The 25789-nt window shown below is 72.2% G+C and carries 21 protein-coding genes and 3 pseudogenes; 7 read left to right on the forward strand and 17 right to left on the reverse strand.

What is annotated here, in order from left to right:
• Nucleotides 1–59 precede the first annotated feature (59 nt).
• From OG252_RS14680 to OG252_RS14695, 4 genes are all read right to left on the reverse strand, one after another.
• Nucleotides 60–2609, reverse strand: a complete 2550-nt coding sequence (locus tag OG252_RS14680) for a polynucleotide kinase-phosphatase (protein WP_329336517.1) — start codon at nt 2607–2609, stop codon at nt 60–62.
• A complete protein-coding gene (locus OG252_RS14685; protein WP_266432663.1) occupies nt 2606–4090 on the reverse strand; it encodes a 3' terminal RNA ribose 2'-O-methyltransferase Hen1 in 1485 nt (494 codons plus the stop codon). The genes OG252_RS14680 and OG252_RS14685 overlap by 4 nt, the downstream gene beginning before the upstream one ends.
• Nucleotides 4091–4218: 128 nt before the next feature.
• Nucleotides 4219–5439 carry an MFS transporter gene (locus OG252_RS14690; RefSeq protein WP_329336519.1) on the reverse strand — a complete coding sequence of 407 codons (1221 nt, stop codon included), beginning with the start codon at nt 5437–5439 and terminating at the stop codon, nt 4219–4221.
• 6 nt (nt 5440–5445) lie between these two features.
• Nucleotides 5446–6804 carry an NAD(P)-binding domain-containing protein gene (locus OG252_RS14695; protein WP_329336521.1) on the reverse strand — a complete coding sequence of 453 codons (1359 nt, stop codon included), beginning with the start codon at nt 6802–6804 and terminating at the stop codon, nt 5446–5448.
• A gap of 105 nt (nt 6805–6909) precedes the next feature.
• On the opposite strand from OG252_RS14695, the gene OG252_RS14700 reads away from it, so the two are divergent.
• Entirely contained in the window at nt 6910–7275 is a 366-nt protein-coding gene (locus OG252_RS14700) for an ArsR/SmtB family transcription factor (protein WP_266432669.1), read from the forward strand.
• Here OG252_RS14700 and OG252_RS14705 read toward each other — a convergent pair whose 3' ends face one another.
• Nucleotides 7276–8793, reverse strand: coding sequence for an FAD-dependent monooxygenase (locus tag OG252_RS14705; RefSeq protein WP_329336525.1), 1518 nt, complete (start codon nt 8791–8793; stop codon nt 7276–7278). It lies immediately after the preceding gene.
• Nucleotides 8794–8981: 188 nt separating this feature from the next.
• Nucleotides 8982–9254, reverse strand: a pseudogene (locus OG252_RS14710) (helix-turn-helix domain-containing protein); the annotation flags it as partial.
• 25 nt (nt 9255–9279) lie between these two features.
• Here OG252_RS14710 and tnpA point away from each other — a divergent pair.
• A pseudogene (gene tnpA / locus OG252_RS14715) lies at nt 9280–9696 on the forward strand (IS200/IS605 family transposase).
• A gap of 188 nt (nt 9697–9884) precedes the next feature.
• Here the strand turns inward: tnpA and OG252_RS14720 are convergent.
• Together OG252_RS14720 and OG252_RS14725 are read right to left on the reverse strand one after the other, a co-directional pair.
• A complete protein-coding gene (locus OG252_RS14720) occupies nt 9885–10796 on the reverse strand; it encodes a DUF4232 domain-containing protein (RefSeq protein ID WP_329336526.1) in 912 nt (303 codons plus the stop codon).
• Between the two features lie 114 nt (nt 10797–10910).
• On the reverse strand, nt 10911–11831 hold the full coding sequence (locus OG252_RS14725; protein WP_266432675.1) for an LLM class F420-dependent oxidoreductase: 921 nt from the start codon (nt 11829–11831) through the stop codon (nt 10911–10913).
• Nucleotides 11832–12086: 255 nt separating this feature from the next.
• On the opposite strand from OG252_RS14725, the gene OG252_RS14730 reads away from it, so the two are divergent.
• The gene (locus tag OG252_RS14730) at nt 12087–12266 is read left to right on the forward strand and encodes a hypothetical protein (RefSeq protein ID WP_329336528.1); all 180 of its coding nucleotides are present in this window, start codon (nt 12087–12089) and stop codon (nt 12264–12266) included.
• Nucleotides 12267–12308: 42 nt separating this feature from the next.
• On the opposite strand, the gene OG252_RS14735 is transcribed toward OG252_RS14730, so the two are convergent.
• The 4 genes from OG252_RS14735 to OG252_RS14750 form a co-directional block, all read right to left on the reverse strand.
• Nucleotides 12309–12767 carry a DUF6099 family protein gene (locus OG252_RS14735; RefSeq protein ID WP_266432679.1) on the reverse strand — a complete coding sequence of 153 codons (459 nt, stop codon included), beginning with the start codon at nt 12765–12767 and terminating at the stop codon, nt 12309–12311.
• Nucleotides 12768–12974: 207 nt separating this feature from the next.
• On the reverse strand, nt 12975–13301 hold the full coding sequence (locus tag OG252_RS14740; protein WP_266432681.1) for a nucleotide pyrophosphohydrolase: 327 nt from the start codon (nt 13299–13301) through the stop codon (nt 12975–12977).
• Nucleotides 13298–14482: an AAA family ATPase gene (locus OG252_RS14745; RefSeq protein ID WP_266432683.1), complete on the reverse strand. Its 1185-nt coding sequence runs from the start codon at nt 14480–14482 to the stop codon at nt 13298–13300. Before OG252_RS14745 ends, OG252_RS14740 begins: the two co-directional genes overlap by 4 nt.
• Before the next feature lie 74 nt (nt 14483–14556).
• Complete coding sequence (locus OG252_RS14750; protein WP_266432685.1) at nt 14557–14952, reverse strand: cell division protein SepF; 396 nt, start codon at nt 14950–14952, stop codon at nt 14557–14559.
• A 186-nt stretch (nt 14953–15138) separates the two neighbouring features.
• On the opposite strand from OG252_RS14750, the gene OG252_RS14755 reads away from it, so the two are divergent.
• Both OG252_RS14755 and OG252_RS14760 read left to right on the forward strand, forming a co-directional pair.
• Nucleotides 15139–19182, forward strand: a complete 4044-nt coding sequence (locus tag OG252_RS14755) for a bifunctional nitrate reductase/sulfite reductase flavoprotein subunit alpha (protein WP_329336531.1) — start codon at nt 15139–15141, stop codon at nt 19180–19182.
• A gap of 166 nt (nt 19183–19348) precedes the next feature.
• Nucleotides 19349–21025 carry a hypothetical protein gene (locus OG252_RS14760; RefSeq protein ID WP_329345141.1) on the forward strand — a complete coding sequence of 559 codons (1677 nt, stop codon included), beginning with the start codon at nt 19349–19351 and terminating at the stop codon, nt 21023–21025.
• Here OG252_RS14760 and OG252_RS14765 read toward each other — a convergent pair.
• Complete coding sequence (locus OG252_RS14765; protein ID WP_266432691.1) at nt 21006–21521, reverse strand: YceI family protein; 516 nt, start codon at nt 21519–21521, stop codon at nt 21006–21008. The genes OG252_RS14760 and OG252_RS14765 overlap by 20 nt on opposite strands.
• Before the next feature lie 84 nt (nt 21522–21605).
• On the opposite strand from OG252_RS14765, the gene OG252_RS14770 reads away from it, so the two are divergent.
• A complete protein-coding gene (locus OG252_RS14770; RefSeq protein ID WP_329336534.1) occupies nt 21606–22085 on the forward strand; it encodes a MarR family winged helix-turn-helix transcriptional regulator in 480 nt (159 codons plus the stop codon).
• A gap of 207 nt (nt 22086–22292) precedes the next feature.
• Here the strand turns inward: OG252_RS14770 and OG252_RS14775 are convergent, their stop codons facing one another.
• From OG252_RS14775 to OG252_RS14790, 4 genes are all read right to left on the reverse strand, one after another.
• The gene (locus OG252_RS14775; RefSeq protein ID WP_266432695.1) at nt 22293–22886 is read right to left on the reverse strand and encodes a sigma-70 family RNA polymerase sigma factor; all 594 of its coding nucleotides are present in this window, start codon (nt 22884–22886) and stop codon (nt 22293–22295) included.
• Between the two features lie 141 nt (nt 22887–23027).
• Nucleotides 23028–23756: a hypothetical protein gene (locus OG252_RS14780; RefSeq protein ID WP_329336536.1), complete on the reverse strand. Its 729-nt coding sequence runs from the start codon at nt 23754–23756 to the stop codon at nt 23028–23030.
• Between the two features lie 122 nt (nt 23757–23878).
• The gene (locus OG252_RS14785; RefSeq protein ID WP_266432699.1) at nt 23879–24589 is read right to left on the reverse strand and encodes a YcnI family protein; all 711 of its coding nucleotides are present in this window, start codon (nt 24587–24589) and stop codon (nt 23879–23881) included.
• A gap of 37 nt (nt 24590–24626) precedes the next feature.
• The gene (locus tag OG252_RS14790; RefSeq protein ID WP_329336538.1) at nt 24627–25211 is read right to left on the reverse strand and encodes a hypothetical protein; all 585 of its coding nucleotides are present in this window, start codon (nt 25209–25211) and stop codon (nt 24627–24629) included.
• 72 nt (nt 25212–25283) lie between these two features.
• On the opposite strand from OG252_RS14790, the pseudogene OG252_RS14795 reads away from it, so the two are divergent.
• Nucleotides 25284–25758: pseudogene (locus tag OG252_RS14795) on the forward strand (DUF4396 domain-containing protein).
• Nucleotides 25759–25789 lie beyond the last annotated feature (31 nt).

Genomic DNA, 25789 nt, shown 5'->3' on the forward strand with positions numbered 1-25789 from the left:
CAGTTGGGAGACTCGGCCGAAAACCGACCCTGACGGGTCCCACCGGACCCTGTCGTCGACTACAGCCTCGGGTCCACCGGCTCCGACTCCAGCGCCAGCACCCCGAACACGGCCTCGTGCACCCGCCACAGCGGCTCGCCCTCGGCCAGCCGGTCGAGCGCCTCGAGGCCGAGCGCGTACTCGCGGATCGCCAGCGACCGCTTGTGGTTGAGGAACCTGTGGCGGAGCCGGGCGAGGTGGTCCGGACGGGTGTACTCCGGGCCGTAGATGATCCGCAGGTATTCGCGGCCGCGGCACTTGATGCCGGGCTGCACCAGACGGCCCGCTTCACTGCGTACCACCGCGCCGACCGGCTTGACGACCATGCCCTCGCCGCCGCGTCCGGTCATCTCCAGCCACCAGTCGACGCCCGCCCGCACCGACTCCGGGTCGCCGGTGTCGACGTAGAGGCGTCGGGTGGTCTGGAGCAGGCCGCTGCTGTCGTGCTCCACGAGCCGGTCCAGCAGGGCCAGCTGCTCGTCGTGCGGCAGGGCGGCGAGGCTGCGGCCCTGTACGGCGAGGATCTGGAACGGTGCCAGGCGGACGCCGTCCAGGCCGTCCGTGGTCCAGCAGTAGCGCCGGTAGGCGTCCGTGAACTTCGAGGCGGCGTCGGCGCGTTCGCGCTGGCGGGCCAGCAGGTCCGCCACGTCGACGCCGCGGGCCGCCGCGCCCTCCAGGGCGGTCAGCGCACCCGGGAAGACAGCGCCGGAGGCGGCGCCGACAGCCGCGTACTGACTGCGGAGCAGACCGGACGCCTTCAGCGACCACGGCATCAGCTCGGCGTCCAACAGGAGCCAATCTGTGTCGAGTTCGATCCACACGCCGGCCTCGTCGATCGCCTTGCGCAGGCGGCCGAGGATCTCCTCGGTGACGGACTCGTCGTCGAAGAACGGGCGGCCGGTGCGGGTGTAGAGGGACCCGGTCGGCCCGTCCACCCCGAAGTGCTTCCGCGCGGCGTCCGCGTCCCGGCACACCAGGGCCACCGCCCGCGAGCCCATGTGCTTCTCCTCGCACACGACCCGCTCGACGCCGTCCTCCTGGTACTGGGCGAACGCCTCGGCCGGGTGCTCCAGGTAGCCCTCGATGTGCGAGGTGGCGGTGGGCGCCATGGTCGGCGGGAGGTACGGCAGCAGCCGCGGGTCCACCGCGAAGCGGCTCATGACCTCCAGTGCCGCCGCCGCGTTCTCCTCCCGGACCGACACCCTGCCCGCGTGCCGTGTCTCCACGACCCGGCGCCCGTGCACGTCGGCGAGGTCGAGCGGGCGTCCGTCGTGCCCGCCCGGGGCCTCGCTGCGCAGCGGTTTCGTCGGCTCGTACCACATCTGCTCCGCCGGTACGTCGACCAGTTCGCGCTCCGGCCAGCGCAGCGCGGTGAGCTTGCCGCCGAAGACGGCGCCGGTGTCCAGGCAGATGGTGTTGTTGAGCCACGTGGCCTCGGGTACCGGGGTGTGGCCGTAGACCACGGCCGCCCGGCCCCGGTAGTCCTCCGCCCACGGGTAGCGCACCGGCAGCCCGAACTCGTCGGTCTCTCCGGTGGTGTCGCCGTACAGGGCGTGCGAGCGGACCCGGCCGGAGGTGCGGCCGTGGTACTTCTCGGGCAGGCCGGCGTGGCAGACGACCAGCCGGCCGCCGTCGAGGACGTAGTGGCTGACGAGCCCGTCGATGAACTCACGGACCTCGGCGGCGAACTCCTCGCTCTCGCCCTCCATCTGCTCGATGGTCTCGGCGAGCCCGTGGGTGTGCTGGACCTTGCGGCCCTTGAGGTAACGGCCGTACTTGTTCTCGTGGTTGCCCGGTACGCACAGGGCGTTGCCCGACTTCACCATCGACATCACGCGGCGCAGCACGCCCGGGCTGTCCGGGCCGCGGTCGACGAGGTCGCCGACGAAGACCGCGGTGCGGCCCTCGGGGTGGACGCCGTCGGTGTAGCCCAACTTGCCCAGCAGGGTCTCCAGTTCGGAGGCGCAGCCGTGGATGTCGCCGACGATGTCGAAGGGGCCGGTGAGGTGGGTCAGGTCGTTGAAGCGCTTCTCGGTGACGACGGTGGCGTTGTCGATGTCCTCGACACCCCGGAGGATGTGCACCTTCCGGAAGCCCTCGCGCTCCAAGTGCCGGACGGACCGGCGCAGTTCGCGGATGTGGCGTCCGATGACCCGGCGCGGCATGTCGGCGCGGTCGACGCGGGCCGTGTTGCGCTCGGCGCACACCTCCTCCGGCACGTCGAGCACGATGGCGATGGGCAGCACGTCGTACTGCTTGGCGAGGTCGATCAGCTGCCGGCGGGAGTCCTGCTGCACGCTGGTGGCGTCCACGACCGTACGGCGGCCCGCGGCGAGGCGCTTGCCCGCGATGTAGTGCAGGACGTCGAAGGCGTCCCTCGTCGCGCTCTGGTCGTTCTCGTCGTCGGAGACCAGGCCGCGGCAGAAGTCGGAGGAGATGATCTCGGTCGGCTTGAAGTGCCGATGGGCGAAGGTGGACTTGCCGGAGCCGGAGGCGCCGACGAGAACGACGAGGGAGAGGTCGGTGACGGGGAGGACGCGTCCCTTGGTCTGCTGCTGCGTATCGGTCATGCTGCCTTCGCCTCCTTCTCGGTCGCGTTCTTGTCGGTCGCGTTCTGCTGTACGAATATGGCCATCTGAGTCGGCGGTCCGACCTCCGGGTCGTCGGGGCCGACCGGTATGAACTCCACGCCGTAGCCGTGCCGTTCGCCCACCGCCTCCGCCCATGCCCGGAACTCCGCGCGCGTCCACTCGAAGCGGTGGTCGCCGTGCCGGACGTGTCCGGCTGGGAGGCTCTCCCAGCGCACGTTGTACTCGACGTTCGGGGTCGTCACCAGCACGGTGCGCGGACGGGCCGAGCCGAACACCGCGTACTCCAGGGCGGGCAGCCGCGGCAGGTCGAGGTGCTCGATCACCTCGCTCAGCACGGCGGCGTCGTACCCCTTGAGCCGGTTGTCGGTGTACGCCAGCGAGCTCTGGAAGAGCTGGACGCGCGAGGCCTGCCGCTCCCCCATGCGGTCCAGCTTGAGACGCCGGGAGGCGACGGTCAGCGCCCGCATGGACACGTCGGTGCCGACGATCTCGGTGAACTTCGGGTCCTTGAGCAGCGCCTGCACCAACTGGCCCTGCCCGCAGCCGAGGTCGAGCACCCGGGCGGCGCCGGCCGCCTGGAGCGCGGCGACGATCGCGTCCCGGCGCTGTACGGCGAGCGGGGTCGGCTTCTCCTCGGTCTCGGCCTCCGCCTCGACCGCGTTGTCGATCTCTTCGACCTCGCTGTCGTCGGTCTCGGCCAGCCGCACGAGCTCCAGCCGTTCCATCGCCTGCCGGGTCAGCGACCAGCGGCGCGACAGATAGCGGCTGGTGATCAGCTTCTGCTCCGGGTGCTCGGGCAGCCAGCCCTCACCGGCCCGCAGCAGCTTGTCCACCTCGTCGGGGGCCACCCAGTAGTGCTTGGCGTCGTCGAGGACGGGCAGCAGGACGTACAGGTGACGCAGGGCCGCGGCGAGAGTGAGCTCCGAGGATTCCAGGACGAGGCGTACGTACCGCGAGTCGCCCCACTCCGGGAACTCGGCGTCCAGCGCCACCGGTTCGACGGTCACCGCCCAGCCGAGCGGCTCGAAGAGGCGTCGTACGAGTTCCGGGCCGCCTCTGGCCGGAAGGGCGGGCACCTCGATGCGCAACGGCCTGGTCTGCTCGGCCGCTTCGGGCCTGGCGTTGCACACGCCCCGCATCGCGCTGGAGAAGACGCCGCTCAGCGCCACGGCGAGCAGCGAGGAGGCGGCGTACGGGCGGTCGTTGACGTACTGCGCGAGTGCCGCGTCGGGGGCGCCGCCGCGTCCCTTGCCCTTGCCGCGCCTGACCAGTGCCACCGCGTCGACCTCCAGCAGCAGCGCCGCGGTGCAGCGCTCGGCATCCGCCTCGGGGTAGAGGACGTGCGCCGTGCCGTAGGACGTGGAGAACGCCTGCGCCTTCTCGGGATGCTTGTGCAGCAGGAAGCCGAGGTCGGTGGCGGGGCGTTCGGCGGTGCCGGTGGTACTGATCGTCAGGAACACGGTGGTTACACCTCGAAATACCTTCTGAGCTGGGGGGTTTCGTCGTGTCGGACCTCGCGGTCGCGTCCGCACAACGTACATCGGCCGCTCCCTGCGCACACTCAGGATTTTTCACGCGACCCTGTTCGTCACGTGCCGCGCCGGATCCCCGATCCCGCGGCCAGGGCGGCGGCGGCCAGGGACACCCCGGCGAGCAGGACGAAGAGCTGCGGGTAGCCGCCCAACGCGTGCGCCAGTGCGGCGCCGGCGAAGGGGGCGAGCGCCCCCGCGATGGCGGCGGGGGCTGCGAGGATCCCGGACAGGCGGCCGTAGTCGGCCGTTCCCCAGCGGTCGGCCACGGCGGTGGCCTGGAGGAGGGTGAGGTTGCCGCGCACCATGCCCGCGGCGACGGCCAGGAGGAGGAGCAGCGGGTACGGTCCCGGGACGACGGCGAGGGCCGCGGTGGCCGCACCGCCCAGGACGATCAGGGCGACGGTGCGGGTGGTGACGCCGGTACGGCGGGCGAGCCCTCGGTACAGCGTTCGGCCCAGGGTCTGGCCCACGCCGCCGAGACCCAGGGCCCAGGCCGCCGCGGTGGGGCTCGCGCCGCGTTCGGCGAGGAGCGGGACGAGGGCGACGACGACGGCGTACATCGCGAAGCCGTTGAGGGTGAAGGCGGCGGCGAGGAGGAGGAAGGGGCGGCTGCGGGCGACCGACCGGCTGCCGCCGCCCGGCTGGTGCGTGGGGTGGGCCGGTGCGGCCGGCCAGGGCCCGCGCAGGGCGAGGGCGTGGGCGGGGACGGTGACGGCCGCGAGGATCGCCGCCAGGACGGTGTATGTCAGGCGCCAGCTCAGGTGTTCGGCGAGGGTGGCCGTCAGGGGCGCGAAGGCGGTGGAGGCGAGGCCGCCGGCGAGGGTGACGATCGTGAGGGCGCGGACGCGGTCCTCTCCGAACCAGCGGGTGACGGCGGCGAACGCGGGCTGGTAGAAGGTGGCGGCCATCGCCGTCCCGGCGAGCAGCCAGGCCGCTGTGAAGACCGCGAGGTTGGGCGCCCACGCGAGGGTGAGCACCGCGGCGACGGCCAGCAGTGAGCCGGTGGTCATCACGGCACGTGGGCCCCGGCGGTCCAGGATGCGGCCGACCGGTATTCCGGCGAGCGCGGAGACGACCAGGGCGCCGGAGAAGGCGCCGGTCGTGGCGGTGGTGGACCAGCCGGTGTCGGCGGTGATGCGCGCGTTGAGGACGGGGAAGGCGTAGTAGACGATGCCCCAGCCGGTGATCTGGGTGGCGCACAGGGCGGGAAGGGCGGCACGCGGCCGCGACCGGTCCCCGGTGCCGGTCGCGACCGCGCTGCCGTGCAGGTCCGTCACCGCGGGTCAGCAACCGCCGGACGAGGCGGGGGCGCCGATACCGATCTGCACGAGAGCGGGCGCCGGGGCGCAGCACCCTCCGCCGCCCGCCTGCCCGGCGGCCGGGTCGTCGAAGAGCCCGGCTCCGCCGCACACCCCGGTCTCCGGCAGGGTCAGCTCCACTCGGTCGGCGGACTCGAGGTCACCGGCGATGGCCGCGGCGACGGAGCGGACCTGCTCGTACCCGGTCATGGCGAGGAAGGTGGGGGCGCGGCCGTAGGACTTCATGCCGACCAGGTAGATGTCCTGCTCGGGGTGGGACAGCTCCTTGTGGCCGTGCGGGTAGACGGTGCCGCAGGAGTGCTGGTTGGGGTCGATGAGCGGCGCCAGCGCGGTGGGTGCCTGGAGGCGCTCGTCCAGGCCGAGGCGGACCTCGGACAGGAAGGACAGGTCCGGGCGGAAGCCGGTCAGCACGATGACCTCGTCGACCGGGTCGAGTCGCCGTCCGTCCTCGCCGACCAGGATCAGCCGTCCGTCCTCGGCGCGCTCGACGGCCTCGGTACGGAAGCCGGTGACGGCGTCCGCGTGACCGTTGTCGACGGCGGCCTTCGCCGCCAGACCCAGGGCGCCGCGGGCGGGCAGCTCGTCGGCTTCGCCGCCGCCGAACGTGGAGCCGCTGATCCCGCGCCGCAGGATCCACACCGCGTGCGTCCCCGGCTCGTCCCGGGCGACGTCGGCGAGGGTGGCCAGCGCGGTGAAGGCGGAGGCCCCGGAGCCGATGACCGCGGTGCGCCGGCCGGCGTAACGGGCGCGGACGGCCGGGTCCTTGAGGTCGGGCACCCGGTACGTGACGCGGTCGGCGACGGCCTTCTCGCCGCGGGCGGGCAGGCCGCTCGCCCCGGCCGGACCGGGCGTGGTCCACGTGCCGGAGGCGTCGATGACGGCGCGGGCGAAGAGGCGCTGCTCGCGGCCGTCGAAGGTGGTGAGGTGCAGGACGAAGGGCTGGGACTCGCGGTCGGCGTCGACGATGCGGTCGCGGCCGGTGCGTGAGACGCCGGTGACCTGTGTGCCGTACCGGACGCGGTCGCCCAGGGCGTCGGCCAGCGGCTGCAGGTACTGCTCGGCCCAGTCGCCGCCGGAGGGGTACGTGGCCGCGTCCGGCTTGGTCCAGCCGGTCGGGGCGAGCAGCTTCTCGGCGGCCGGGTCGGTGACCTCGCCCCAGGTGGAGAACAGGCGCACGTGGCTCCATTCGCGCACCGCGGAGGCGGCGGCCGGTCCGGCCTCCAGGACCAGGGGTTCGATGCCGCGCTCGACGAGGTGGGCGGCCGCGGCCAGGCCGACGGGGCCGGCTCCGATGACGACGACGGGGAGCTGCTGCTCACTCATGGTGGTCGATCTCCCTGCTTGCTTCGATCTGCTGTTTCGATGACTGTCGATGTCCGTGATGTCTGGAGCTTGCCACGCTGCATCGACGAGTGTCAACATAGACACATGTCGAAGTCAGAGATTGCGGAACTGCCGGTCCTGGGCGCCGGGGCGACCGTGCCGTGCTGCCCGCCGATCACCGCCGGGGAACTGTCCCGGGCCGACGCGGAGAAGATGGCCGCGATGTTCAAGGCGCTGTCCGATCCCGTGCGGCTGCGCCTGTTCTCCAGGGTCGCCTCCTACCCGGGCGGCGAGGCGTGCGTCTGCGACATCTCCGACGTCGGCGTCTCCCAGCCGACCGTCTCCCACCACCTGAAGAAGCTGCGCGAGGCCGGACTGCTCACCTCGGAGCGGCGCGGGACCTGGGTCTACTACCAGGTCGCCCCGTCCGTGGTCGCCGCCATGTCCGCCCTGCTCGACCTGCGCACCTGATCAGGCGGGAAGCCATCGGTCGAGGTATGCGCGCAGCCCCGTGAGCTGCGCTCCCGTGGCCACATACCCGAAGTAGCCGTCAGGGCGCAGGAGCCCGTGCACGACGCCGGGCCAAGGGCCCTGGTCCTCGAGGCGGTGGACGCCGACGAGACCGTCACGGCCGCGCAGGAGAGGGGCGATCCGTTCGTCGCTCCACAGGTGGGGCGGCCCGGTGAGCAGCACCTGATACCCCGGGCCGGCGCACCGCGCCTGGAGCCCGCTCGGCAGGTCGGGCAGCCGGTCACCGGCCCGCGGGCCGCGCCGCGGCGGACGCGAGCCGTCCACGGAGGCGGGGCTGCGCCGGTAGTGGATGCCCAGTTCGGAGACCGTACGGAAGATCCGCCCGCGCAGCGCCGCCGACCGCAGCGCCAACGGGGCCAGCCGCGGGGCGAGTTGGGTGCGGGCGAGCCGGATGGCCGGGTTGCCGCTGGTACCGACGGTGAAAGCGCGGTCGGTGAAGCGCCGGACGACGCGGCCCACGGGGGCGCGCTCGGTCTCGTACGTCTCCAGCGATCCCTCCGGCGCGGCGCCCCGGCAGACGAGGGCGAGTTTCCAGCCGAGGTTGAGCGCGTCCTGGATGCCGGTGTTCATCCCCTGGGCTCCGGCCGGGCTGTGGATGTGGGCCGCGTCCCCGGCGAGGAAGCAGCGCCCGGCGCGGTAGCGGGCGGCGCCACGGTTGTGCAGCCGGAAGTCGGTCATCCACACCGGGTCGCGCAGCGCCAGGCGGTCGTCGGTGTAGCGGCCGACGGTCTCCTCCAGGAGCGACACGGTCACCTCGGCGCGGGCATCGGGCGGCCGCATCGCGAGCATCCGCCAGGTGGCCGGCGAGCCGAGCGGGAAGAAGAACAGCATCCCGTTCCCCGCCAGGTACGTGTGCACGGCATCCGGCTCCAGCCCGTCGACCTCCAGATCGGCGAGCAGGAACGTCTGCGGATACGCGTACCCCTCGAACCCGATCCCCGCCTGCGCCCGCACGGTGCTGTGGGCGCCGTCGCAGCCGACGACGTACCGCGCCTGCACCGTCTCCTCGGAACCGTCCGGGCCGCGCAGCCGGCACACGACGTACGCGTCCTTCTCCTCCAGCCGGACCAGCTCGGTGCCGCGCTCGATCACGACGCCCCGTGCGGCCAGCTGCCCGGCCAGGACACTCTCGGTCTCGGCCTGCGACAGGAACAGCAGAAAGGGGTACGCGGTGTCGCTCAGCCCGATGTCGAAGAGCCGCAGCGACACCACCCGCCGGGGCAGGTGCATCCGCAGCCGCATCGCCGGGTTGCCCCGGGCGACCAGCTCGTCCGTCACACCGAAGCCGGCCAGCGCCTCCAGCGTGCGGGGCTGGATGGCCAGGGCCCGGGACTCGCGGACCCGGTCCAGGGACCGGTCGACGACCCGGAACCGGGTCCCGTACGCACGCAGCTGCGCGGCGAGCGCGAGCCCGGTAGGGCCCCCGCCGACCACCAGCACATCCAACGGTGCCGCCATGGCCCCACGGTAGTGCGCCGTGCCGTCGATCACGTCACCGTGGACGCCGTGGCGTCAGCAGGCGGACGCTGCCCGCAGGTGATGCCGTCCGGGTTCGTCCCGTCGTCGGAGACGAGCGTGTACGCGCCCCGCGGGCCACGACGCCACACCCGCCGCGGAACCAGGTCGACGATGTGCATCGAGCCGCAGTTCTTGTAGGCGGCCTCCGCGTCGCGCAGGGACTGCTGGAGCACCACCGAGGAGACCTCGCCCAGCCAGGCCCGTGCGTCGGTCTGTTTCGCCTCGGTGATCAGCTTCTTGGACAGCTCGCCGGCCGCCGGGAACGCCTCGCCCGCTGTGCGGGCGTCCTCTCTGGCGCGCACCGCGTCGTTGAAGACGACGCGGGCGCACCCGAACGCCTTGGCCGGTGCGGTGCGTTGGCCGGTGTCCGGGTACAGGCGGAAGCTGTACCGAAGCTGCATGACGGTCAAGCTGCATATTTGGGTTATGGGTGAGATGCAGGAGATCAGAACTGGTCGGCACTGTGTTCTCGTGATGCATGTCCACTTGGTCTTCGTGACCCAAGTCCCAGCACAAGGTGTTCACGGACGATCACCTGAGGCGGATGGAGGAGATCATGCGGTCGGTGTGTGCGGACTTCGAGTGCGAGCTGGTGGAGTTCAACGGCGAGACCAACCACGTCCGCCTCCTGGTGAACTTCCCGCCCAAGGTCGCCGTCACCAAGCTCGTCAACTCCCTCAAGGGAGTCTCCTCTCGCCGTCTGCGCCAGGAGTTCCCGACCTGGTACGCCGCTACTGGCGGGCCAACAAGCTGTGGTCGGGTTCCTACTTCGCCGGCACCGTCGGCGGCGCCCCGCTCTCCGTGGTCAGGCAGTACATCGAACAGCAGAACCAGCCCGTCTGAGCATCGCCGGCTCCGCCGGGACAGCCCTCGCGACGTTCCGCCCCACGGGGCTCGTCATCGGTGGAGGGGAAGTCCGATCCGAGTGCAATTCCGGGAGGAGCTGGGCCACATATGCAAGCAGGGCAAGCTGACAGCCGTCGACCGGGCTCCTGACAGAAACCTGACATGACGGAGATCACGAGCGCGGGCTACCGCTCCTGGGCCGTCCAGGGGCCGACGCCCAGCTTTCCGGTGGTCCCGAGGTCGAGGTGGGGCGTCACCGTGGCGGGTGCGGCGCCGGCCTTCGCATGGACCCTGACGAAGGGGGCGTTGACGGCTTCGAGGCCGGCTTCGGTCGTGTTGCGCCACACCAGGACTGCTCTGGCGCGTTCGCCGGGCTTCAGGGTCACGGGTCGGGGCGGGTCCTCGGCGCCGGTGACGGAACTGGTGATGTCGCCGCTGCCCTTGAGGACCCTGACGCCCTCGACCGGTTCGCGGTCCTCGTCGAGGAGGGTGAGCCGCGGGTAGCCCTCGACGTGGTAGTCGGCGGTGCCGCAGTTCCTCAGCCACAGCCCCACGACCCGCAGCCCCATCGCGGCGTCGCCTTCGTCGACCGTGACGTCCACTCCGGAGGCCGGGCACGTGTCCGGAGCGGCCGGCGCCTCTGCGGCGGGGACGCTGGTGACCTCGGAGACCTTCACCCGCGTCACGTCCAGGTCCCCGCCGCCCATTGTCGAGAGCGGCATCTCGACGGTCCGCCGCACGGTGCGGCCGGGTTCGACGTCGTGCACGGTCTGCCGGGTGTTGGTCATCACCGCGCCGGTGGCCGTCGTGAAGTCGAACAGGATCGTGTACGTCAGTGCTTCGGAGCTGTCGTTGACGACCTCGTAGGTGGCGGACACCGGGGAGTACGCGGAGACGATCCCGGGCGTCGGCGGAGCCGGAAGGGTCACGCCGGTGACCCGCACGCCGTCCAGCCCCGGATCGGAGACCGGGGAGACCGGACTCCGGGGCGTGGCACCGGATCCGGCGCTCGGGGAACCGGCGCGTTCCGATCCGCAGCCGGTCACGAGCAGGGCCGCGGCGACCAGGACCGGCAGGAGGGGGGTGGCTCTTCGCATCGGGCCACCCCATCAGCCCCTGGTCGGTCCCCGTGTGGCGGAGGCCACAGTTCCGGCCACAGGACTGTCACAGTGGCCTCCTTGCCGCTGCGACCACCGCTGCGACCGCCGCTACTACAGCTGCGACTGCACCTGCGAGGAGATCAGTTCCAGGTGGTCCAGGTCGGCCAGGTCGAGGATCTGGAGGTAGATCCGCTCGGAGCCGATCCCGGCGTAGCGGCCGATCTTGTCGACGACCTCGGACGGGGTACCGGCCAGACCGTCGGCCTTCAGGTCGTCGACCTCGCGGCCGATGGCGGCGGCGCGGCGGGCGACCTCCTGGTCGTCCCTGCCGACGCAGACGACGAGGGCGTTGGAGCAGGTGATCTCGTCGGCCTTGCGGCCCGCCTCCTCGGCGGCGGCGCGCACCCGGCCGAACTGGCGCTCGCTGTCCTCGACCGAGCCGAACGGCATGTTGAACTCGTCGGCGTACCGCGCGGTGAGCCGTGGGGTACGGCTCGCGCCGTGGCCGCCGATGAGCACGGGGATCCTGCTCTGCGCGGGCTTGGGCAGCGCGGGCGAGTCGGTGAGGTCGTAGTACGTGCCGTGGAAGTCGAAGGTCTCGCCGACGCCGGTCGCCCACAGCCCGGTGACGATCTCCAGCTGCTCCTCCAGACGCGCGAACTTCTCCTTCGGGAAGGGGATGCCGTACGCCTTGTGCTCCTCCTCGAACCAGCCCGCGCCCAGGCCCAGTTCGACCCGGCCGCCGGACATCTGGTCGACCTGCGCGACCTGGATGGCGAGGACGCCGGGCAGCCGGAAGGTGGCCGCGGTCATCAGTGTGCCGAGGCGGATGCGCTTCGTCTCGCGGGCGAGGCCGGCGAGGGTGATCCAGGCGTCGGTGGGGCCGGGGAGGCCGTCCACGGAGCCCATCTTCACGTAGTGGTCGGAGCGGAAGAAGGCGTCGAAACCGAGGTCCTCGGTGGCCTTGGCGACGGTGAGAAGGGTGTCGTAGGTGGCGCCCTGCTGGGGTTCGGTGAAGATGCGAAGATCCATGCTCCCCATCCTGCACGCTGCGCTCGCGGTCAACCTCACCGGTCCCTGTGGTCACGCCGATGCCCGGTCGGGTGAAAATCCGTCGGCGCCGAGCGCGCGGGGTGACCTCGCCGGTGACCGGGTACGGCAGTGATCGTTGGCTGGGGCGGAGCCGGACCGACCGGCGCCCGCGCCGGACGGTCGCCGCCGGGGCGTCGTCGTTCGTCACGCGCGTCGGCCTCCTGTGGGGCCGGGCCCTGGGCCGAGGAGGCCGTCATGTCCGAAGAAACTGTGCCGCAGCAGGGTGGGGGCGCGGGTTCCGCTTCCGGTACCGGAACCGGGCAGCCGAAGGGGCTGCTGCAGCAGATGGAGGAGCTGATGGCGGCGTTGAACGCGGATCTGTCGGCGCTGGAGAGGAGCACTGCGGGGCGGGCGGAGGACGGGGAGGCCGGCTGACGGCCGCCCCAACGGCACGACTGCCCGCGGCTGGGCGGCACACTAAGCCGGCAACGCCTCGTCCCGGTCCGCCAGTTTCCGCAGCATGTCCAGGACCCGGTCCCTCGACTCGTCCGCCGCGTCGATCGCCTCCATGCACTGCCAGTACGTGCGCTCGTCGTCCGCGGCGGAGGCGAGGCCGACGAGGGCGATGCCCACCTCGCCGAGGAGGCCGCCGAGGCAGAGGAGCGCCTGGCGGGCGTCGCCCAGTTCAGTGAGCTGGGCGGCACGGAGGTGTTCCGTGGTGATGTCCGGGCGGTCGAGGACGCCGCAGCCTCTGCCCGCCAGCTCGGTCAACCCGAGGGCCTCGCCCCGCAGTTCGGGCGGCCCGGCGACCGCGAGGCGGCTGCCTATCGCCTGGGCCAGGGCCTGCGCCTGCCACACCTCCGCCATGACATCCGGCGCGTCACCGCCGCCCACCAGGGCGCGTCTGCTCGTCACGATCAGCCGCACAGCGTCCATGCGCTGCCCCCGTCTGTCCCGACGCGCTCATTGGCACGTCCGCCCGCACTCCCTTGTTCACTACCCAGAGTGAGAGCGGTTGAGACGAAAAGCCAGAGGAAGAGGGAAATCTTCGGACAACGAAACGGTTGCGGACAGCTGAATGACTCCGGAGAGTGAAAACGGACTCTGTTGTTCCTTAAATTGGTCTACGGCCCTGCCATTGGTCTACGGCGCCGGAAACCTCCGCTCGTTCCGGTCGATTTTCGCGTCCAGCGCCGCCAGCGGGTCGATGCCGAGCACCTCGCACAACTGCAGCAGATACGCGAGGACGTCGGCGACCTCGTCCGTGACGCGGTGCGCGGTGTCGGGGTCGTCCATGACGCCGGCGGACTCCTCGGGCGTCAACCACTGGAAGATCTCGACCAGTTCGGACGCCTCCACGCTGAGCGCGGCCACGAGGTTCTTGGGGGTGTGGTACGGCTGCCAGTTGCGCGCGGCGGCGAACTCGGCCAGCCGGCGCTGCAGTTTCGCCACGTCGAGAGGTTCGGTCACGGGGTCAGGTCTACCACCGTGACTCCGGTCGACCCGGCGGCCCAGGACGCGTCGCTGACCGCGCCGACCAGGCGGATGTGCCCGCGGTCGCACATCCGGGCGGCGAGCCGCAGCAGTTCGGTCCGCTGCCGCGGGTCCAGGCCGCGGTCGAGGTTGTCGGCGAGCACGGTGAGCGTCTGCAGGGCCGCCGGCACCTCACCGGCCGGGTCGACCTCCAGCACTCCGGGCCCGGTGAACAGGACCAGGGCGAGCGCGAGGTACCTCAACTCCCCGTCGCCCAGCCGTCCGAGCCGGGTGCGGATTCCGTCGCCCCGGTCGAGCAGCGCGCGTACGGTCCCGTCGGGGAGCGGTTCGGCGTAGAGGTCCGTGACGGGGCCGGTGCAGCCGGCGCGTACCGCCGCGACGAGTTGCGCGTGCCGTCGGGTGCACTCGGCGCGGGTGCGCCAGAGGACGTCGGCGAGGTTGTCGCAGCCGCCGAGCAGCCGTCCGGAGCCGGTCGGGACGGGGGTGCGCATCCGGCCGGGGCGTGGGTCGCAGGCGAAGACGGAGCGCAGGGCGACGACCATCTGTTCGGCGGCGGCGAGCACCCTGCGCTGTCCGTCCGTCTTGCCGGCCACGCGCAGCGGGAGCAGGGCGGTGCCGAGCCGGTCGTCGGGCAGCGGGGCGCGGGTGACGGGTGCGGAGCCCGCCGTGTGCCAGGCGGCCTGCACGGTGCGGCGCGCGGGGTCGCGCAGGGCGGTCTGCAGGAGGACCAGGCCGTCCGTCGACAAGCGCTCGCCCACGATGCGCAGGTCGGGTTCCGCCTGGATCGCGACGTCGAGCCGGACGGGGCCCTCGGGTCCGTCGGCGGTGCAGCCGATGCGGAAGCCGCGCCGGCGCTGGGCGTCGGCCCGGGCCCGGTCGGGGACGCAGGCGGCCGGGTCGGGGAACACCTCGTCGACTGCGGCTCCGCCACCGAGCCGGGCGAGTGCCTCGTACGCCCGCAGCGCGGTCGTCTTGCCGCAGCCGCTGGGTCCGGCGAACAGGGTGAGCGGGCCGAGCGGGAACCCGGCGCGCCGGTGCCCGGCGAAGGCGGACAGCCGCAGTTCGGTGACGCACGGCCGATCCGGCCCCCTGCCGTCCCCGGGCGGCGCGGGAGCGGGGGGTAAGGCGGACGCGGGGGACGTGCAGGACACGGTCATGTGCGGACCGTAGGACCCCGCCGCCAGGCGAACCGTTTTGCCCCGGGCACCTTCCTACGATCGGGGGACCGGCCTCACGTGCCGGGCACCCCGACCCCCTCCATCAGGCCGGTCACCTCGGTGCCGGCCGGTGTGAGAAGGAACACGTTCCGTTCGACGCGGTGCATTCCGCTGGCCAGTCCGAAGACGACGCCCGTGCTGAAGTCGAGGACCCGCTTGGCGACGTCGGTCTCCGCGCTGGTGAGGTCGAGGAGCACGGGTATGCCCGCCATGAGCGTCTCGGCGACCTCGCGGGCGTCCGCGAAGACACTGATCCGCAGGACGACGAAGCGGCGCCGGGTCTCGGTCTCGGCTTCAGGCAGGGACCGGTGTCCGACCGAGGACGGCCAGGCGTCCCGGCCTCGCAGCGGCACGACCTGGGCGAGCCCCTCCCACTGTTCGTCGGTGACATCGCGGCTGTTCACCGGCATGCTCCGTCCTTGGCTCGCACTGCTGTCTGCATCGGGCAATTCTTACGCATGGTCACCCGTTCGGCCGAACACGACACGCTCTGCGACCCCCTCACACCGCCTCCTGGACGCCTGTGCAGTGGGCGTAACCCCTGGTGATCAAGTTGTGTCACATAGGCGTAACGGGCAATTCGTACGGTTGTCGGCATGACGACGACCCCACAGACGCAGCAGGTGCGAACGGTCTGCTCGTACTGCGGTGTGGGCTGCGGCATCCTGCTCGACGTCGGGATGGGTCCGGACGGCAGGCGTACGGTCCTGAAGGCGTCCGGCGACAAGGCGCACCCGGCGAACGCGGGCCGGCTCTGCACCAAGGGCGCGACCACCGCCGAGATGCTCGCCGCACCCGGCCGGCTGACCACCGCGCTGGTGCGCGACGACCGGGGCGAGGAGCCGGTGCCGGTGCCCGTGGCCGACGCGATCGCCGAGACCGCGCGGAAACTGCGCACGATCGTCGACGAGCACGGGCCGGACGCGATCGCCTTCTACGTCTCCGGGCAGATGAGCATGGAGGCCCAGTACCTGGCGAACAAGCTGGCCAAGGGCTTCGTGCGGACCAACCAGATCGAGTCGAACTCGCGGCTGTGCATGGCCAGCGCGGGTGCCGGATACAAGCTGTCGCTGGGCGCCGACGGGCCGCCCGGGTCGTACGAGGACTTCGACCGGGCGGATGTCTTCCTGGTCATCGGCTCGAACATGGCCGACTGCCATCCGATCCTGTTCCTGCGGATGATGGAGCGGGTCAAGGCGGGCGCCAAACTGATCGTCGTGGATCCGCGGCGCACCGCGACCGCCGCCAAGGCCGACCTGTTCCTCCAGGTCAGGCCGGGCACCGACCTGGCTCTCCTGAACGGGCTGCTGCACCTCCTGGTCGAGAACGGGCACACCGACGCCGGCTTCATCGCCGCGCACACCGAGGGCTGGGAGGCGATGCCGGAGTTCCTGGCCGACTACGCGCCCGCGGCGGTGGCCGAGCTCACGGGGATCGCGGAGGACGACCTGCGTGAGGCCGCGCGGCTGATCGGTGAAGCCGGTGAGTGGATGAGCTGCTGGACCATGGGGCTCAACCAGTCCACGCACGGCACCTGGAACACGAACGCCCTGGTCAACCTGCATCTCGCGACCGGCGCCATCTGCCGTCCGGGCAGCGGGCCCTTCTCCCTGACCGGCCAGCCCAACGCCATGGGCGGCCGCGAGATGGGCTACATGGGGCCGGGACTGCCGGGGCAGCGGTCGGTGCTCGTCGACGAGGAGCGGGCGTTCGCCGAGGAGGTGTGGGAGCTGCCCCCGGACACCCTCAGGAAGGACGGCGTCGGCAAGGGCACCGTCGAGATGTTCCAGAAGATGGCCGACGGCGAGATCAAGGCCTGCTGGATCATCTGCACCAACCCGGTCGCCTCGGTCGCGGGCCGCCGTACCGTCATCGAGGGCCTGGAGGCCGCCGAGTTCGTCGTCACCCAGGACGTGTTCGAGGACACCGAGACCAACGCGTACGCCGATGTCGTCCTGCCCGGCGCGATGTGGACCGAGGGCGAGGGCGTCTTCGTCAACAGCGAGCGCAACCTCACGCTGACCCGGGCGGCGGCCGACCCGCCCGGGGAGGCGATGGCGGACTGGCGGCTGATCGCGGCCGTGGCGCGGGAGATGGGGTACGAGAAGGGGTTCTCGTACGACAGTGCCGAGGAGATCTTCGAGGAGATCCGGCGCTTCTGGAACCCGGTGACCGGCTGGGATCTGCGCGGGGTGACGTACGAGCGGCTGCGGTCGACGCCCGTGCAGTGGCCGGCCGCCGAGGACGGGCCCGAGCGCAATCCGATCCGGTACGTGGGCGAGGGCGGGCTGCGGTTCCCGACCGGCAGCGGGCGGGCCGTCTTCCACGCGCGGCCGCACCTGCCGGCCGCCGAGATGCCGGACGACGACTACCCGTTCGTCCTGAACACCGGGCGGGTGCAGCACCAGTGGCACACGCTGACCAAGACGGGGAAGGTCGCCAAGCTCAACAAGCTGAACTCCGGGCCGTTCGTGGAGCTGCATCCCGAGGACGCGCGGGAGTTGGGGATCTCGGAAGGCGACCGGGTGGAGGTCGCCTCGCGGCGGGGGCGGGCGGTGCTGCCCGCGGTGGTGACCGACCGGGTGCGGCCGGGCGCCTGTTTCGCGCCGTTCCACTGGAACGACCTGTTCGGCGAGTACCTGAGCGTCAACGCCGTCACCAACGACGCGGTGGATCCGGTGTCGTTCCAGCCGGAGTTCAAGGTGTGCGCGGTGTCGCTGACACGCGTGGCGGCACCACCGGCGGCCCCCGCCGAGGTCGTCCTCCCGACCGCCGTCACCCCTACCGCCGTCACCCCGGGCGCGGACCCCTTCGGCCTCGCCCCGGCCCCGCCGCCCGTGCTCTCGGCTCAGGAGCGGCTCTATCTCACCGGCTTCCTCGCGGGCATCGACTCCGGTGCCCCCGGCGTCCCGGTGCTCCCCCCGGACGCGCCCTTCAGCCCCGAGCACGCGCTGTGGGTGAACGGCGTGCTCGCCGGCATGTACTCGCGGACCGCGGCCGAGCCCCAGGTCCGGCGCGGCCGCGAGATCGTCGTCCTGTGGGCCTCGCAGACCGGCAACGCCGAGGAGTTCGCCGGGGCCGTCGCCGACCGGCTGTCCCGGAGCGGGCACACGGCGAGGCTCCTCGGCATGGACGACACCGACCCGGGCGCGCTGCCGTCCGGCGCCGACCTGCTGCTGATCACCAGCACCTTCGGCGACGGGGACGCGCCGGACAACGGCTCCGGCTTCTGGGAGGCGCTGTCCGGGGAGCAGGCCCCGCGCCTGGAAGGGGTGCGCTACGCCGTCCTGGCCTTCGGCGACTCCTCGTACTCCGACTTCTGCGGGCACGGCCGCCGACTGGACGCACGGCTGGACGAGCTGGGCGCGGTGCGGCTGGCGCCGCGCATCGACTGCGAACCGGACTTCGAGCCGTCGGCGGACGCCTGGCTGGACGAGGTGCTCGGCGCGCTGGCCACCCAGACCGACGCCCAGGAACCGGCGACGGGTACGCGGCCCCCGGCCGCGAAGCCCGCCCGCTCCCCCAAGCCCGCCCCCGCCGCCGCCCGCCTCGTCGGCAACCGGCTGCTCAGCGGGCCCGGTGCGGGCAAGGAGGTCAGGCGGTTCACGTTCGACACGAGCGGGACGCCGTTGACGTACGAGGCCGGGGACGCGCTCGGGGTGCGTCCGGTCAACTCGCCCGCGCTGGTGAAGGAATGGCTCGCGGCGACCGAGGTCGCGGGGTCGGCCTCCGTGTCCCTGGAGGGAGTCGGGGAGGTGCCCTTCGCCGAGGCCCTGCACCGGCACCTCGACATCACGAAGATCACCCCCGACCTGCTCCGCTTCGTCGCCGACCACGTGCGGGACGACCGGGAGCTGCGCAGGCTGCTGCGTCCCGACAACAAGGACGGCCTCGCCCAGTGGAGTTGGGGCCGCCAGGCGGTGGACGTGCTCGCCGAGCACCCCGTGCGGGCGGGTGCGCAGGACTGGGCGGACGTGCTCAGGAAGCTGCAGCCGCGGCTGTACTCCATCTCCTCCAGCCCGCTCGTCGACCCGCACCAGGTCTCGCTCACGGTGTCCGTCGTGCGCTACGAGAACCTGTACGGCCGTCCGCGCGGCGGGGTCTGCTCGCCCTTCCTCGCCGACGCCGAGGCGGACACCGAGGTGCCGGTGTTCGTGCAGCGCTCACCGCACTTCCGGCCGCCCGCCGACGCCTCGACGCCGATGGTGATGGTCGGACCGGGCACCGGGGTCGCGCCCTTCGTCGGCTTCCTCCAGGAGCGGCGCGAGCTCGGTCACCGGGCGCCCAACTGGCTGTTCTTCGGCGAGCAGCACCGCGCCACCGACTTCTACTACGAGAACGAGCTGACCTCGCTGCTCGACGAGGGCGCCCTGTCCCGCCTCGACACCGCCTTCTCCCGGGACCAGCGCAACAAGGTGTACGTGCAGGACCGGATGCTCGAGCACGGCCCCGAGCTGTGGCGCTGGCTCCAGGACGGCGCCCACTTCTACGTCTGCGGCGACGCCTCCCGCATGGCGAAGGACGTGGACCGGGCCCTCAGGGACATCGCGGTCGCGCACGGCGGCCTGGACGAGGCCGAGGCGTCGGCGTGGGTGAAGCAGCTGGCGGCAGCGAAGCGGTACGTACGGGACGTCTACTGACCCAGGCCCCGAGGCGCCGTTTGCCCGGGATGCCCGGTTCTTACCGCCCCCACACCGGACTCTTCACCTCCGTCGGCACCTCGCTCACCAGCCACGATTAGCGTCCAGTGACGTGCTCCTGGCAGATACTCAGCTGTCGGCGCCCGGCCGGCGAACCCAGCCGGCGGTGTCCGCCGCCCCGGAACCTCCCGCGCAGTGGCATCGCGTCCTGACGCTGCTCGCCGACATCAGCCTGCTCATCGGCACGCGCTCGGTGTGGACACAGGCGGCCGGCCACCGGCTTCCCGTGGCCGCGGTGATCTCCCTGTGCTACGCCTCAGTCCTGGTGTGCGGGGTGCTGGCGCTGGTGGTGCGCCGGGAGCGGTCGCTGGCACGGGTGGACCTGTGCGTCCTGGTGACCGCGGTGACGCTCGCCCTGTGCGCGCTCGTGCTCTTCCACCGGGGCTCCGACGAGGCGGCCCTCACCACCCAGGCGGCCCGGGAGCTGGTCGCCGGGCACCCCGTCTACGGGCAGCCCTGGCCCTGGCTGTTCGGCCGGCCCGGCGTCGGCCTCACCGCGACGGCGACCGGCGGCTACGACCTCACCTACGGCTATCCCCCGCTGGCCCCGCTGCTGACCGCGCCCCTGCTGTGGCTGGGGAGCGGCGGTGTGCCGGCGACGGTACTGGCCACCGGCGCGCTGCTCGTCGGCACGGTCGTGCTGTGGCGGCTGCTGCCGGGGCCGTGGCGGTCGGCGGCGACCATGGTGTGCCTCGGCTTCGGCATGCTGCCCTCGTACGCCAGGCTCGGCTACCCGGCGATCCTCGCCCTGGCCCTGCTCGTGCCGGTGGTGGTGCGCTGGCCGCGGATCGGGCGGGGCGGGCGGCTCGGGACGTCCGGGCTCGCGCAGGCGGCCTGCCTGGGAGCGGCGTGCTCGGCACAGCAACTGCCGTGGTTCCTCGCGCCGTTCCTGCTGGCCGGCGTCTACGCCGTGCGGCGCGGCGAGCTGGGCGCGCGGGCGGCGGCGCTGGTGGTGCTGCGGGTGGTCGGGGTCGCCGTCACCGTTTGGCTGCTGATCAACACGTACTTCATCGTGAGCGAGCCAGGTCCCTGGCTTGCCGGTATCGCGCTGCCGTTGACCCAGGGCGCGGTGCTGCACGGGCAGGGCCTGGTGGACGTCTCGCTCTACTTCACGAACGGCAGCGACCGGCTCGACTGGTACTCGCACGCGAGTCTGCTGCTGGCCGCGGGACTGCTCGCGCTGTTCGTGCTGTTCGTACGGCGGTTGGGGCCCGCGGCGACCGTCCTGCCCTGGTGCGCCTTCTTCCTGGCGACGCGCTCGCAGGACGGCTACTACCTGCTGATGACGCCGCTGTGGCTGGCGGCGGCCGTGACCGCACCCCCGTCCGAGTTCGCCGACGCGTGGCAACCGAGGCCGCGCCCGCTGTCCGGCCCGCACCGGCGTCCGGCGCGGGCCGCGGCGGTCGTCCTGCTGCTCGCGCCCGCCCTGGTCGGTTCCGTGCTGGCGGTGACGGGGACGCCTCCGCTGCGGATGCGGGTCGCCTCGGTGCGGCGGGCCTCGGCGACCGCGGCGTCCGAGCTGACCGTGCGGGTCACCAACACGGACGGCAGCGCCCTGACGCCCCACTTCACGCTCACCACGGGCCAGGGCATGGACGCGTACTGGTCGGTCGTCCGAGGCCCGGCCGCACTGCCCGCGCACGCGACGGCGACGTACGAACTCCGGCCGCCGAGCGGGACGTACGCGCTGCCCCGACGGGCGGGCGTACGGATCCGGCTGCGGGCCTTCACGGCCTCGCCGCAGACGCTGTCCAGCGCCTACATCACGCTGCCGACCGGCTGAAGCGGAGCGTCGTCGCGATCGTGGTCAGGCCGCGGATCATGCTCATCTGGTTCCAGCCCATGCCGAACTGCTCGCGGTCCACAGTGAATTCGGCCTCCAGCGTGAGCGCGTCGGCGTCCGCTCCGACGAGGTTCGCGGTGAAGGTCAGGGGCCTGCTGATGCCGCGCGCGGTGAGCTGAGCGACGACGTGGACCTTGTTGCCCTCGCGGAGTTCGGCGCTGCGGACGGTGACGCTGATCTGGGGGTGGTTGTCCACGTCGAAGAAGTCGGCGGACTTCAGGTGGACGTCGCGCTTGGCGTTCTTGGTGTCCAGGGAGGCGGCCTCCAGGGTGAGGGTGCCGACGGCCGATCCGTCGGGGCGGACCTCGCCCTGCCCCGTCACGCCGGAGAAGGTGCCCTTCACCGTGACCAGGCCCCACATCGTCTTGTGCCGGAACGCCACGGTCGAGGCGGTCGGGTCGAGCTGCCAGAGGCCGGTTTCCACAGCGACGGTCATGATCTCTTGCTCCCTGTCGTCCAAATTTGGATGACCTGACAGTAGCCAATAATCCAAACTTGGACAACAGGTAGACTCGAATTCATGGCCGACCTGCCCGAATGCCCTTCCATGTCCGGCGACAGAGTCCTGCCGGACGAACTGCGCGCCTGGATGGTCGTGCTGGCCTCCACCGGGGCCGTGGAACAGCGGCTGCGCTCCGTCGTCAAGGAACGGCTCGACGTCTCGCACGACGAGTTCCTGGTCCTGTGCCTGCTGGCCGAGCAGCCCGCGGGCCTGCGCATGACGCAGATCGCGGAGCTCCTGGGCCGCCCCAAGACCCGGCTCACCTACCAGATCGCCTGCCTCCAGCACGCCGGTCTCGTCACCCGCAAGTCGGTCTGCGGCGACAAGCGGGGCGTCGAGGTGGCCGTCACGGAGAAGGCGCGACAGCTCCTGACGGAGTCCTCCGGTCTGCTGGCCGAGACGGTGATCCAGGCGCTGGAGCAGTTCGTGGGTCCCGCCCAGCGCGACGCGATGTGCGCGCTCCTGCCGGGGCTGGCGTCGGAGGCGGACGCCAAGTAAGGCCCCGTGTTGTCGGCACCGAGCTGTACGGCCGTGTTCCGCACGGAGGCGGCCGAGCTGCTCCCCGGCGACCGTGACCTGCGTCAACTGCGCGAAGACGGTGGTCCTGGGCGAGTTGCTTGCCCGGCCCGGCACACCGGGGAGCGCGTACGGCGTCGCTCCCGGCGGCCGGACCGGTGCGGAAGCCGCGCCGCTGAGCGGGCCGCGTCAGGCCGCCGCAACCGCCGGCCGCGGACACTGCTCGTCCGCCGCGGTCAGCAGGTCGATGAGCGTGGCGCGGGCGCGGGACACCCGGGAGCGGACCGTGCCGACCGGGCAGCCGGTCAGCGCGGCCGCCTCCCCGTAGGGCAGGCCCAGCAACTGGGTGAGGACGAACGCCTCCCGGCGCTCCTCGGGCAGTGCCGCCAGCAGGTCGGCCAGCGCGACGCCGTCGTCGAAGCCGGGCAGCCCGCACGGCTGGGCCCGCTCGACGGCGAGCTGCCAGTCCGTCGCGTCGTGCAGCCGGGGCCGGGTCGCCGAGTGCCGGTAACTGTCGATCACCGCGCGGCGCGCGATGGACAGCAGCCAGGCACGGGCGGAGGAACGGCCCTCGAACCGGTGCAGGCTGCCGAGCGCCCGCAGGAACGTGTCCTGGGCCAGGTCGTCCACGGCCTGGGGATCGGCGCAGAGGTGGGCGACGTACCGCAGGACGTCGCGGTGCAGGGCGCGGACGAAGTGCTCGACGGCCTCGGCGTCACCGGCACGGGCGGCGAGCGCCCAGGCGGTCGTCGACTCGTCCATGGGGTCCCTTGTGGGGATCATCTGGTGTCCTTCTCGGTCATCCGTGAGGGAGGAGAGGGGGATGGCGGCCGTACGACGCCCGCATGGGCGTGCGACGCCTGGCGTGGGCGTACGGCAGCCGCCCGAGGCGCCCTACGGCGACCTCGGGTACCAGTGCTGTCGTCAGACGACAGCCGTCCCCAGGGGCGGACCCCGAGAAGTGATCGCGTGGACGAGAAGGAGCAGGCGGGGCGCCCGGCCCGAGCGCGGGCGGCGTCCGCCGAGACGCGGGCGGTCGGCCACGGCGGGCAGCGCCAGCAACAGCCGCAGCGGAGCCGCCAGCCGTCCGGCGACGGCCCGCAGGATGCGGAAGGCGGCCCGTTCGCCGTGGGCCAGCCACAGGCCGCACAGCAGCGCCGCCAGGAGGTGGGCGGCGAACATGCCGAACGAGGACGTGCCGCCGTCGGCGGAGCCCATGTGGCTCATGTCCATGTGGCCCAGGCCCATGGAGTCCGTGCGTATGGAGTCCGTGGCCATGGAGTCGATGCCCATGGAATCCATGCCGTCCATGTGCATCGAGCCAGTGTGGGCGGAGCCCGAGTGCGGGGCGTCCGCGTGCGGGGAGCCGTTACCCGAGAAGTCCAGATCCGGTGCCGTCGCGCCGCCCGCGAGCGAGAACGCCGAGTGCAGAAGCGTCTGGACGGTGACCACGACGGTCACGATCAGCGGCAGCCCGCGCTCCCGCCCGGCCAGGCACCAGCCGACGGCACCGGTCGCGGCGAATCCGGCGGCCAGCACCCAGGCGGGTACCTGGCTGCCGGACATCATGACGTGGCCCAGGGCGGCGAGCAGCACACAGACGGCCGCGAACACCGCGGCCCGTGCTGTGCGAGAACCCCGCCCGGCTGTCATGGCGCCTCATCCTCGCATCGACGCGCAGATCATCACGCAGGGGTACGGATATCCCCCCGGCACCGGACTCATCCCCACACATGTGATCCACGACACGCCAACGCGGGTGGGACCGCCGCGCGTTACTCGGACCGGCCCCGGGCCGTACGGCTCCGTGCGACGGCGAACGCCCCTGCCGCCAGCCCCAGTACGCCCACGACCAGACCGGCGACACCGAGCCCGCGCGCGGTGGAGTCGCTCGCCGAAGCCTTCGACGCCGAGCGCGCGGGCGCGGCCTCTGACGCGCTGTCACCGGCCGTGAGCCTGAGCACCGGCGCCGGGTTCTCGGGTTCGTCCGCGCCCTGTTCGACCTCCTCGATCCAGCGGACGACCTTTCCGTCGGAGTACGTCTGCAGGGTCTTGAAGGGCAACTGCGTGGTGTTGTCGGGCAGTTGGCCGAAGGCGACGTCGAAGTCCTCGTAGTGCCCGGGTTCGATCCTCCCGCCGGTCCAGGTGATCTCGGAGACGGCGTCGGTGACGGTGCCGTCGTCCGTCTTGACCGGCGTCTTCAGCTTCGTGTCGGTCACCTTGGCGCTCCAGCCGTCGTGCGGGGAGACGAGCACGCCGAGGACGGGGTGGTCGGTGGGCAGGAAGAGCTGCACCTCGGTGGTGCTCGCGGAGGCGTTCTCGTCGGGGACGCGGAAGCTGAGCACGCCGTCGGTGGCGCCCTTGGCGTAGCTCTCGGGGTGGACGGTGACGTGCGCGGAGGCGACGCCCGCGGCGGCCAGGACTCCGGCCGCGGCGAGGGCGGTGACGACGCCGGCGCGGCGCAGGGTGGTGTGGGCTGAGGACATGGGTGGGTGGATCTCCGTACTGAGGAAGGGTGTCGGGTCAGATCGCGTACGGAGTCCCGGCGGGCGGCCCGCGCCGCCGCACCGCGTGCCGCAGCAGGACCCGGCGCAGCGCTCGTACTCCGTCGCCCGCTCGTCGTACACCCCCGGGACGGACCGGTACGGCCCACCCGCCCCTCACCACCCGCCACCAGGCGACCAGCCCCGGCAGGAGCACGACCGCCCGGCGCAGCAGCGACCACAGCGCGGCCTCGCCGCACCGCAGCCACCAGGTCAGCAGGAGGGCGGTCGAGACGTGGGCGAGGGTGGCGTGGGGCATCAGGCCGTGCGACTGAGTCGCACGCATGCCGTGCACGGCCAGGACCGCGTGCGGCGACCTCGCGGCCCCGAACGCGACATGCAATCCGCCCTGCGCCACCAGCGTCCCGCCGCCGATGGCCATCAGCGACCGCTCCCGCCCGCCCAGCAGGCACCCGCCCGCGAAGACGACCAGGAACCCGGTGACCTGCACCCACACCGGCGGCGCCATACCGGTCGCCAGCGCGTGTCCCCCGGCGGCCAGCAGTACGCACAGCGCCGCGAACACCGCCGCGCGCAGCCCTCGTACGGCAGGGGACGCCCTCATGCCGCCCGATCCTGCCACGCGCCTCGGAACGCCCCGTCGGTGCCCGGGAGTTTCAGGCACCGATTTTGCCTACTGAAGACGCCGCACCGTACGTGGCCATTTGCATGGCAGGAATACCCCCACTGCCTGACCGGGTGCGCCATCGGCGAGATCCTCGGCATGGCCATAGGAACCGCCCTGCTCTGGGGCAACGTGCCGACCATGGCCCTCGCGATCACCCTCGCGTTCCTGTTCGGCTACTCCTTCACCCTGTTCGCGGTGCGGCGGGCGGGCCTGGACCTCAAGTCCGCGATCAAGGTGGCGCTGGCCGCCGACACCGTGTCGATCGCCGTGATGGAACTCGTGGACAACGGCATCATCGCCCTCACCCCCGGCGCGATGGACGCCCATCTGTCGGACGGCCTGTTCTGGTCGGCCCTGCTCGGCGGATTCGCGGTCGCCTTCCTGGTCACCATCCCCGTGAACAACCTTCCTGGTCACCGTCCCCGTGAACAAGTGGATGATCGGCCGCGGCAAGGGTCACGCGATCGTCCACGCCCATCACTGAGGAACGTTCCGTACGGCCGCCGGGCCTCGAC

The organism is Streptomyces sp. NBC_01352, from assembly GCF_036237295.1.
In the GTDB taxonomy this organism is placed as follows: Bacteria; Actinomycetota; Actinomycetes; order Streptomycetales; family Streptomycetaceae; genus Streptomyces; species Streptomyces plumbiresistens.

Bases quoted from the DNA above. Each gene is read 5' to 3' on its own strand.
- OG252_RS14765 (WP_266432691.1), bottom strand. From the start codon at position 21,521: ATGACCGTCGCTGTGGAAACCGGCCTCTGGCAGCTCGACCCGACCGCC.
- OG252_RS14790 (WP_329336538.1), bottom strand. From the start codon at position 25,211: ATGAGGGCGTCCCCTGCCGTACGAGGGCTGCGCGCGGCGGTGTTCGCG.
- OG252_RS14730 (WP_329336528.1), top strand. From the start codon at position 12,087: ATGTCCGAAGAAACTGTGCCGCAGCAGGGTGGGGGCGCGGGTTCCGCT.
- OG252_RS14725 (WP_266432675.1), bottom strand. From the start codon at position 11,831: ATGGATCTTCGCATCTTCACCGAACCCCAGCAGGGCGCCACCTACGAC.
- OG252_RS14695 (WP_329336521.1), bottom strand. From the start codon at position 6,804: ATGAGTGAGCAGCAGCTCCCCGTCGTCGTCATCGGAGCCGGCCCCGTC.
- OG252_RS14705 (WP_329336525.1), bottom strand. From the start codon at position 8,793: ATGGCGGCACCGTTGGATGTGCTGGTGGTCGGCGGGGGCCCTACCGGG.
- OG252_RS14735 (WP_266432679.1), bottom strand. From the start codon at position 12,767: ATGGACGCTGTGCGGCTGATCGTGACGAGCAGACGCGCCCTGGTGGGC.
- OG252_RS14750 (WP_266432685.1), bottom strand. From the start codon at position 14,952: ATGCCGGTGAACAGCCGCGATGTCACCGACGAACAGTGGGAGGGGCTC.
- OG252_RS14720 (WP_329336526.1), bottom strand. From the start codon at position 10,796: ATGCGAAGAGCCACCCCCCTCCTGCCGGTCCTGGTCGCCGCGGCCCTG.
- OG252_RS14785 (WP_266432699.1), bottom strand. From the start codon at position 24,589: ATGTCCTCAGCCCACACCACCCTGCGCCGCGCCGGCGTCGTCACCGCC.
- OG252_RS14770 (WP_329336534.1), top strand. From the start codon at position 21,606: ATGGCCGACCTGCCCGAATGCCCTTCCATGTCCGGCGACAGAGTCCTG.
- OG252_RS14680 (WP_329336517.1), bottom strand. From the start codon at position 2,609: ATGACCGATACGCAGCAGCAGACCAAGGGACGCGTCCTCCCCGTCACC.
- OG252_RS14745 (WP_266432683.1), bottom strand. From the start codon at position 14,482: ATGACCGTGTCCTGCACGTCCCCCGCGTCCGCCTTACCCCCCGCTCCC.
- OG252_RS14755 (WP_329336531.1), top strand. From the start codon at position 15,139: ATGACGACGACCCCACAGACGCAGCAGGTGCGAACGGTCTGCTCGTAC.
- OG252_RS14775 (WP_266432695.1), bottom strand. From the start codon at position 22,886: ATGATCCCCACAAGGGACCCCATGGACGAGTCGACGACCGCCTGGGCG.
- OG252_RS14700 (WP_266432669.1), top strand. From the start codon at position 6,910: ATGTCGAAGTCAGAGATTGCGGAACTGCCGGTCCTGGGCGCCGGGGCG.
- OG252_RS14780 (WP_329336536.1), bottom strand. From the start codon at position 23,756: ATGACAGCCGGGCGGGGTTCTCGCACAGCACGGGCCGCGGTGTTCGCG.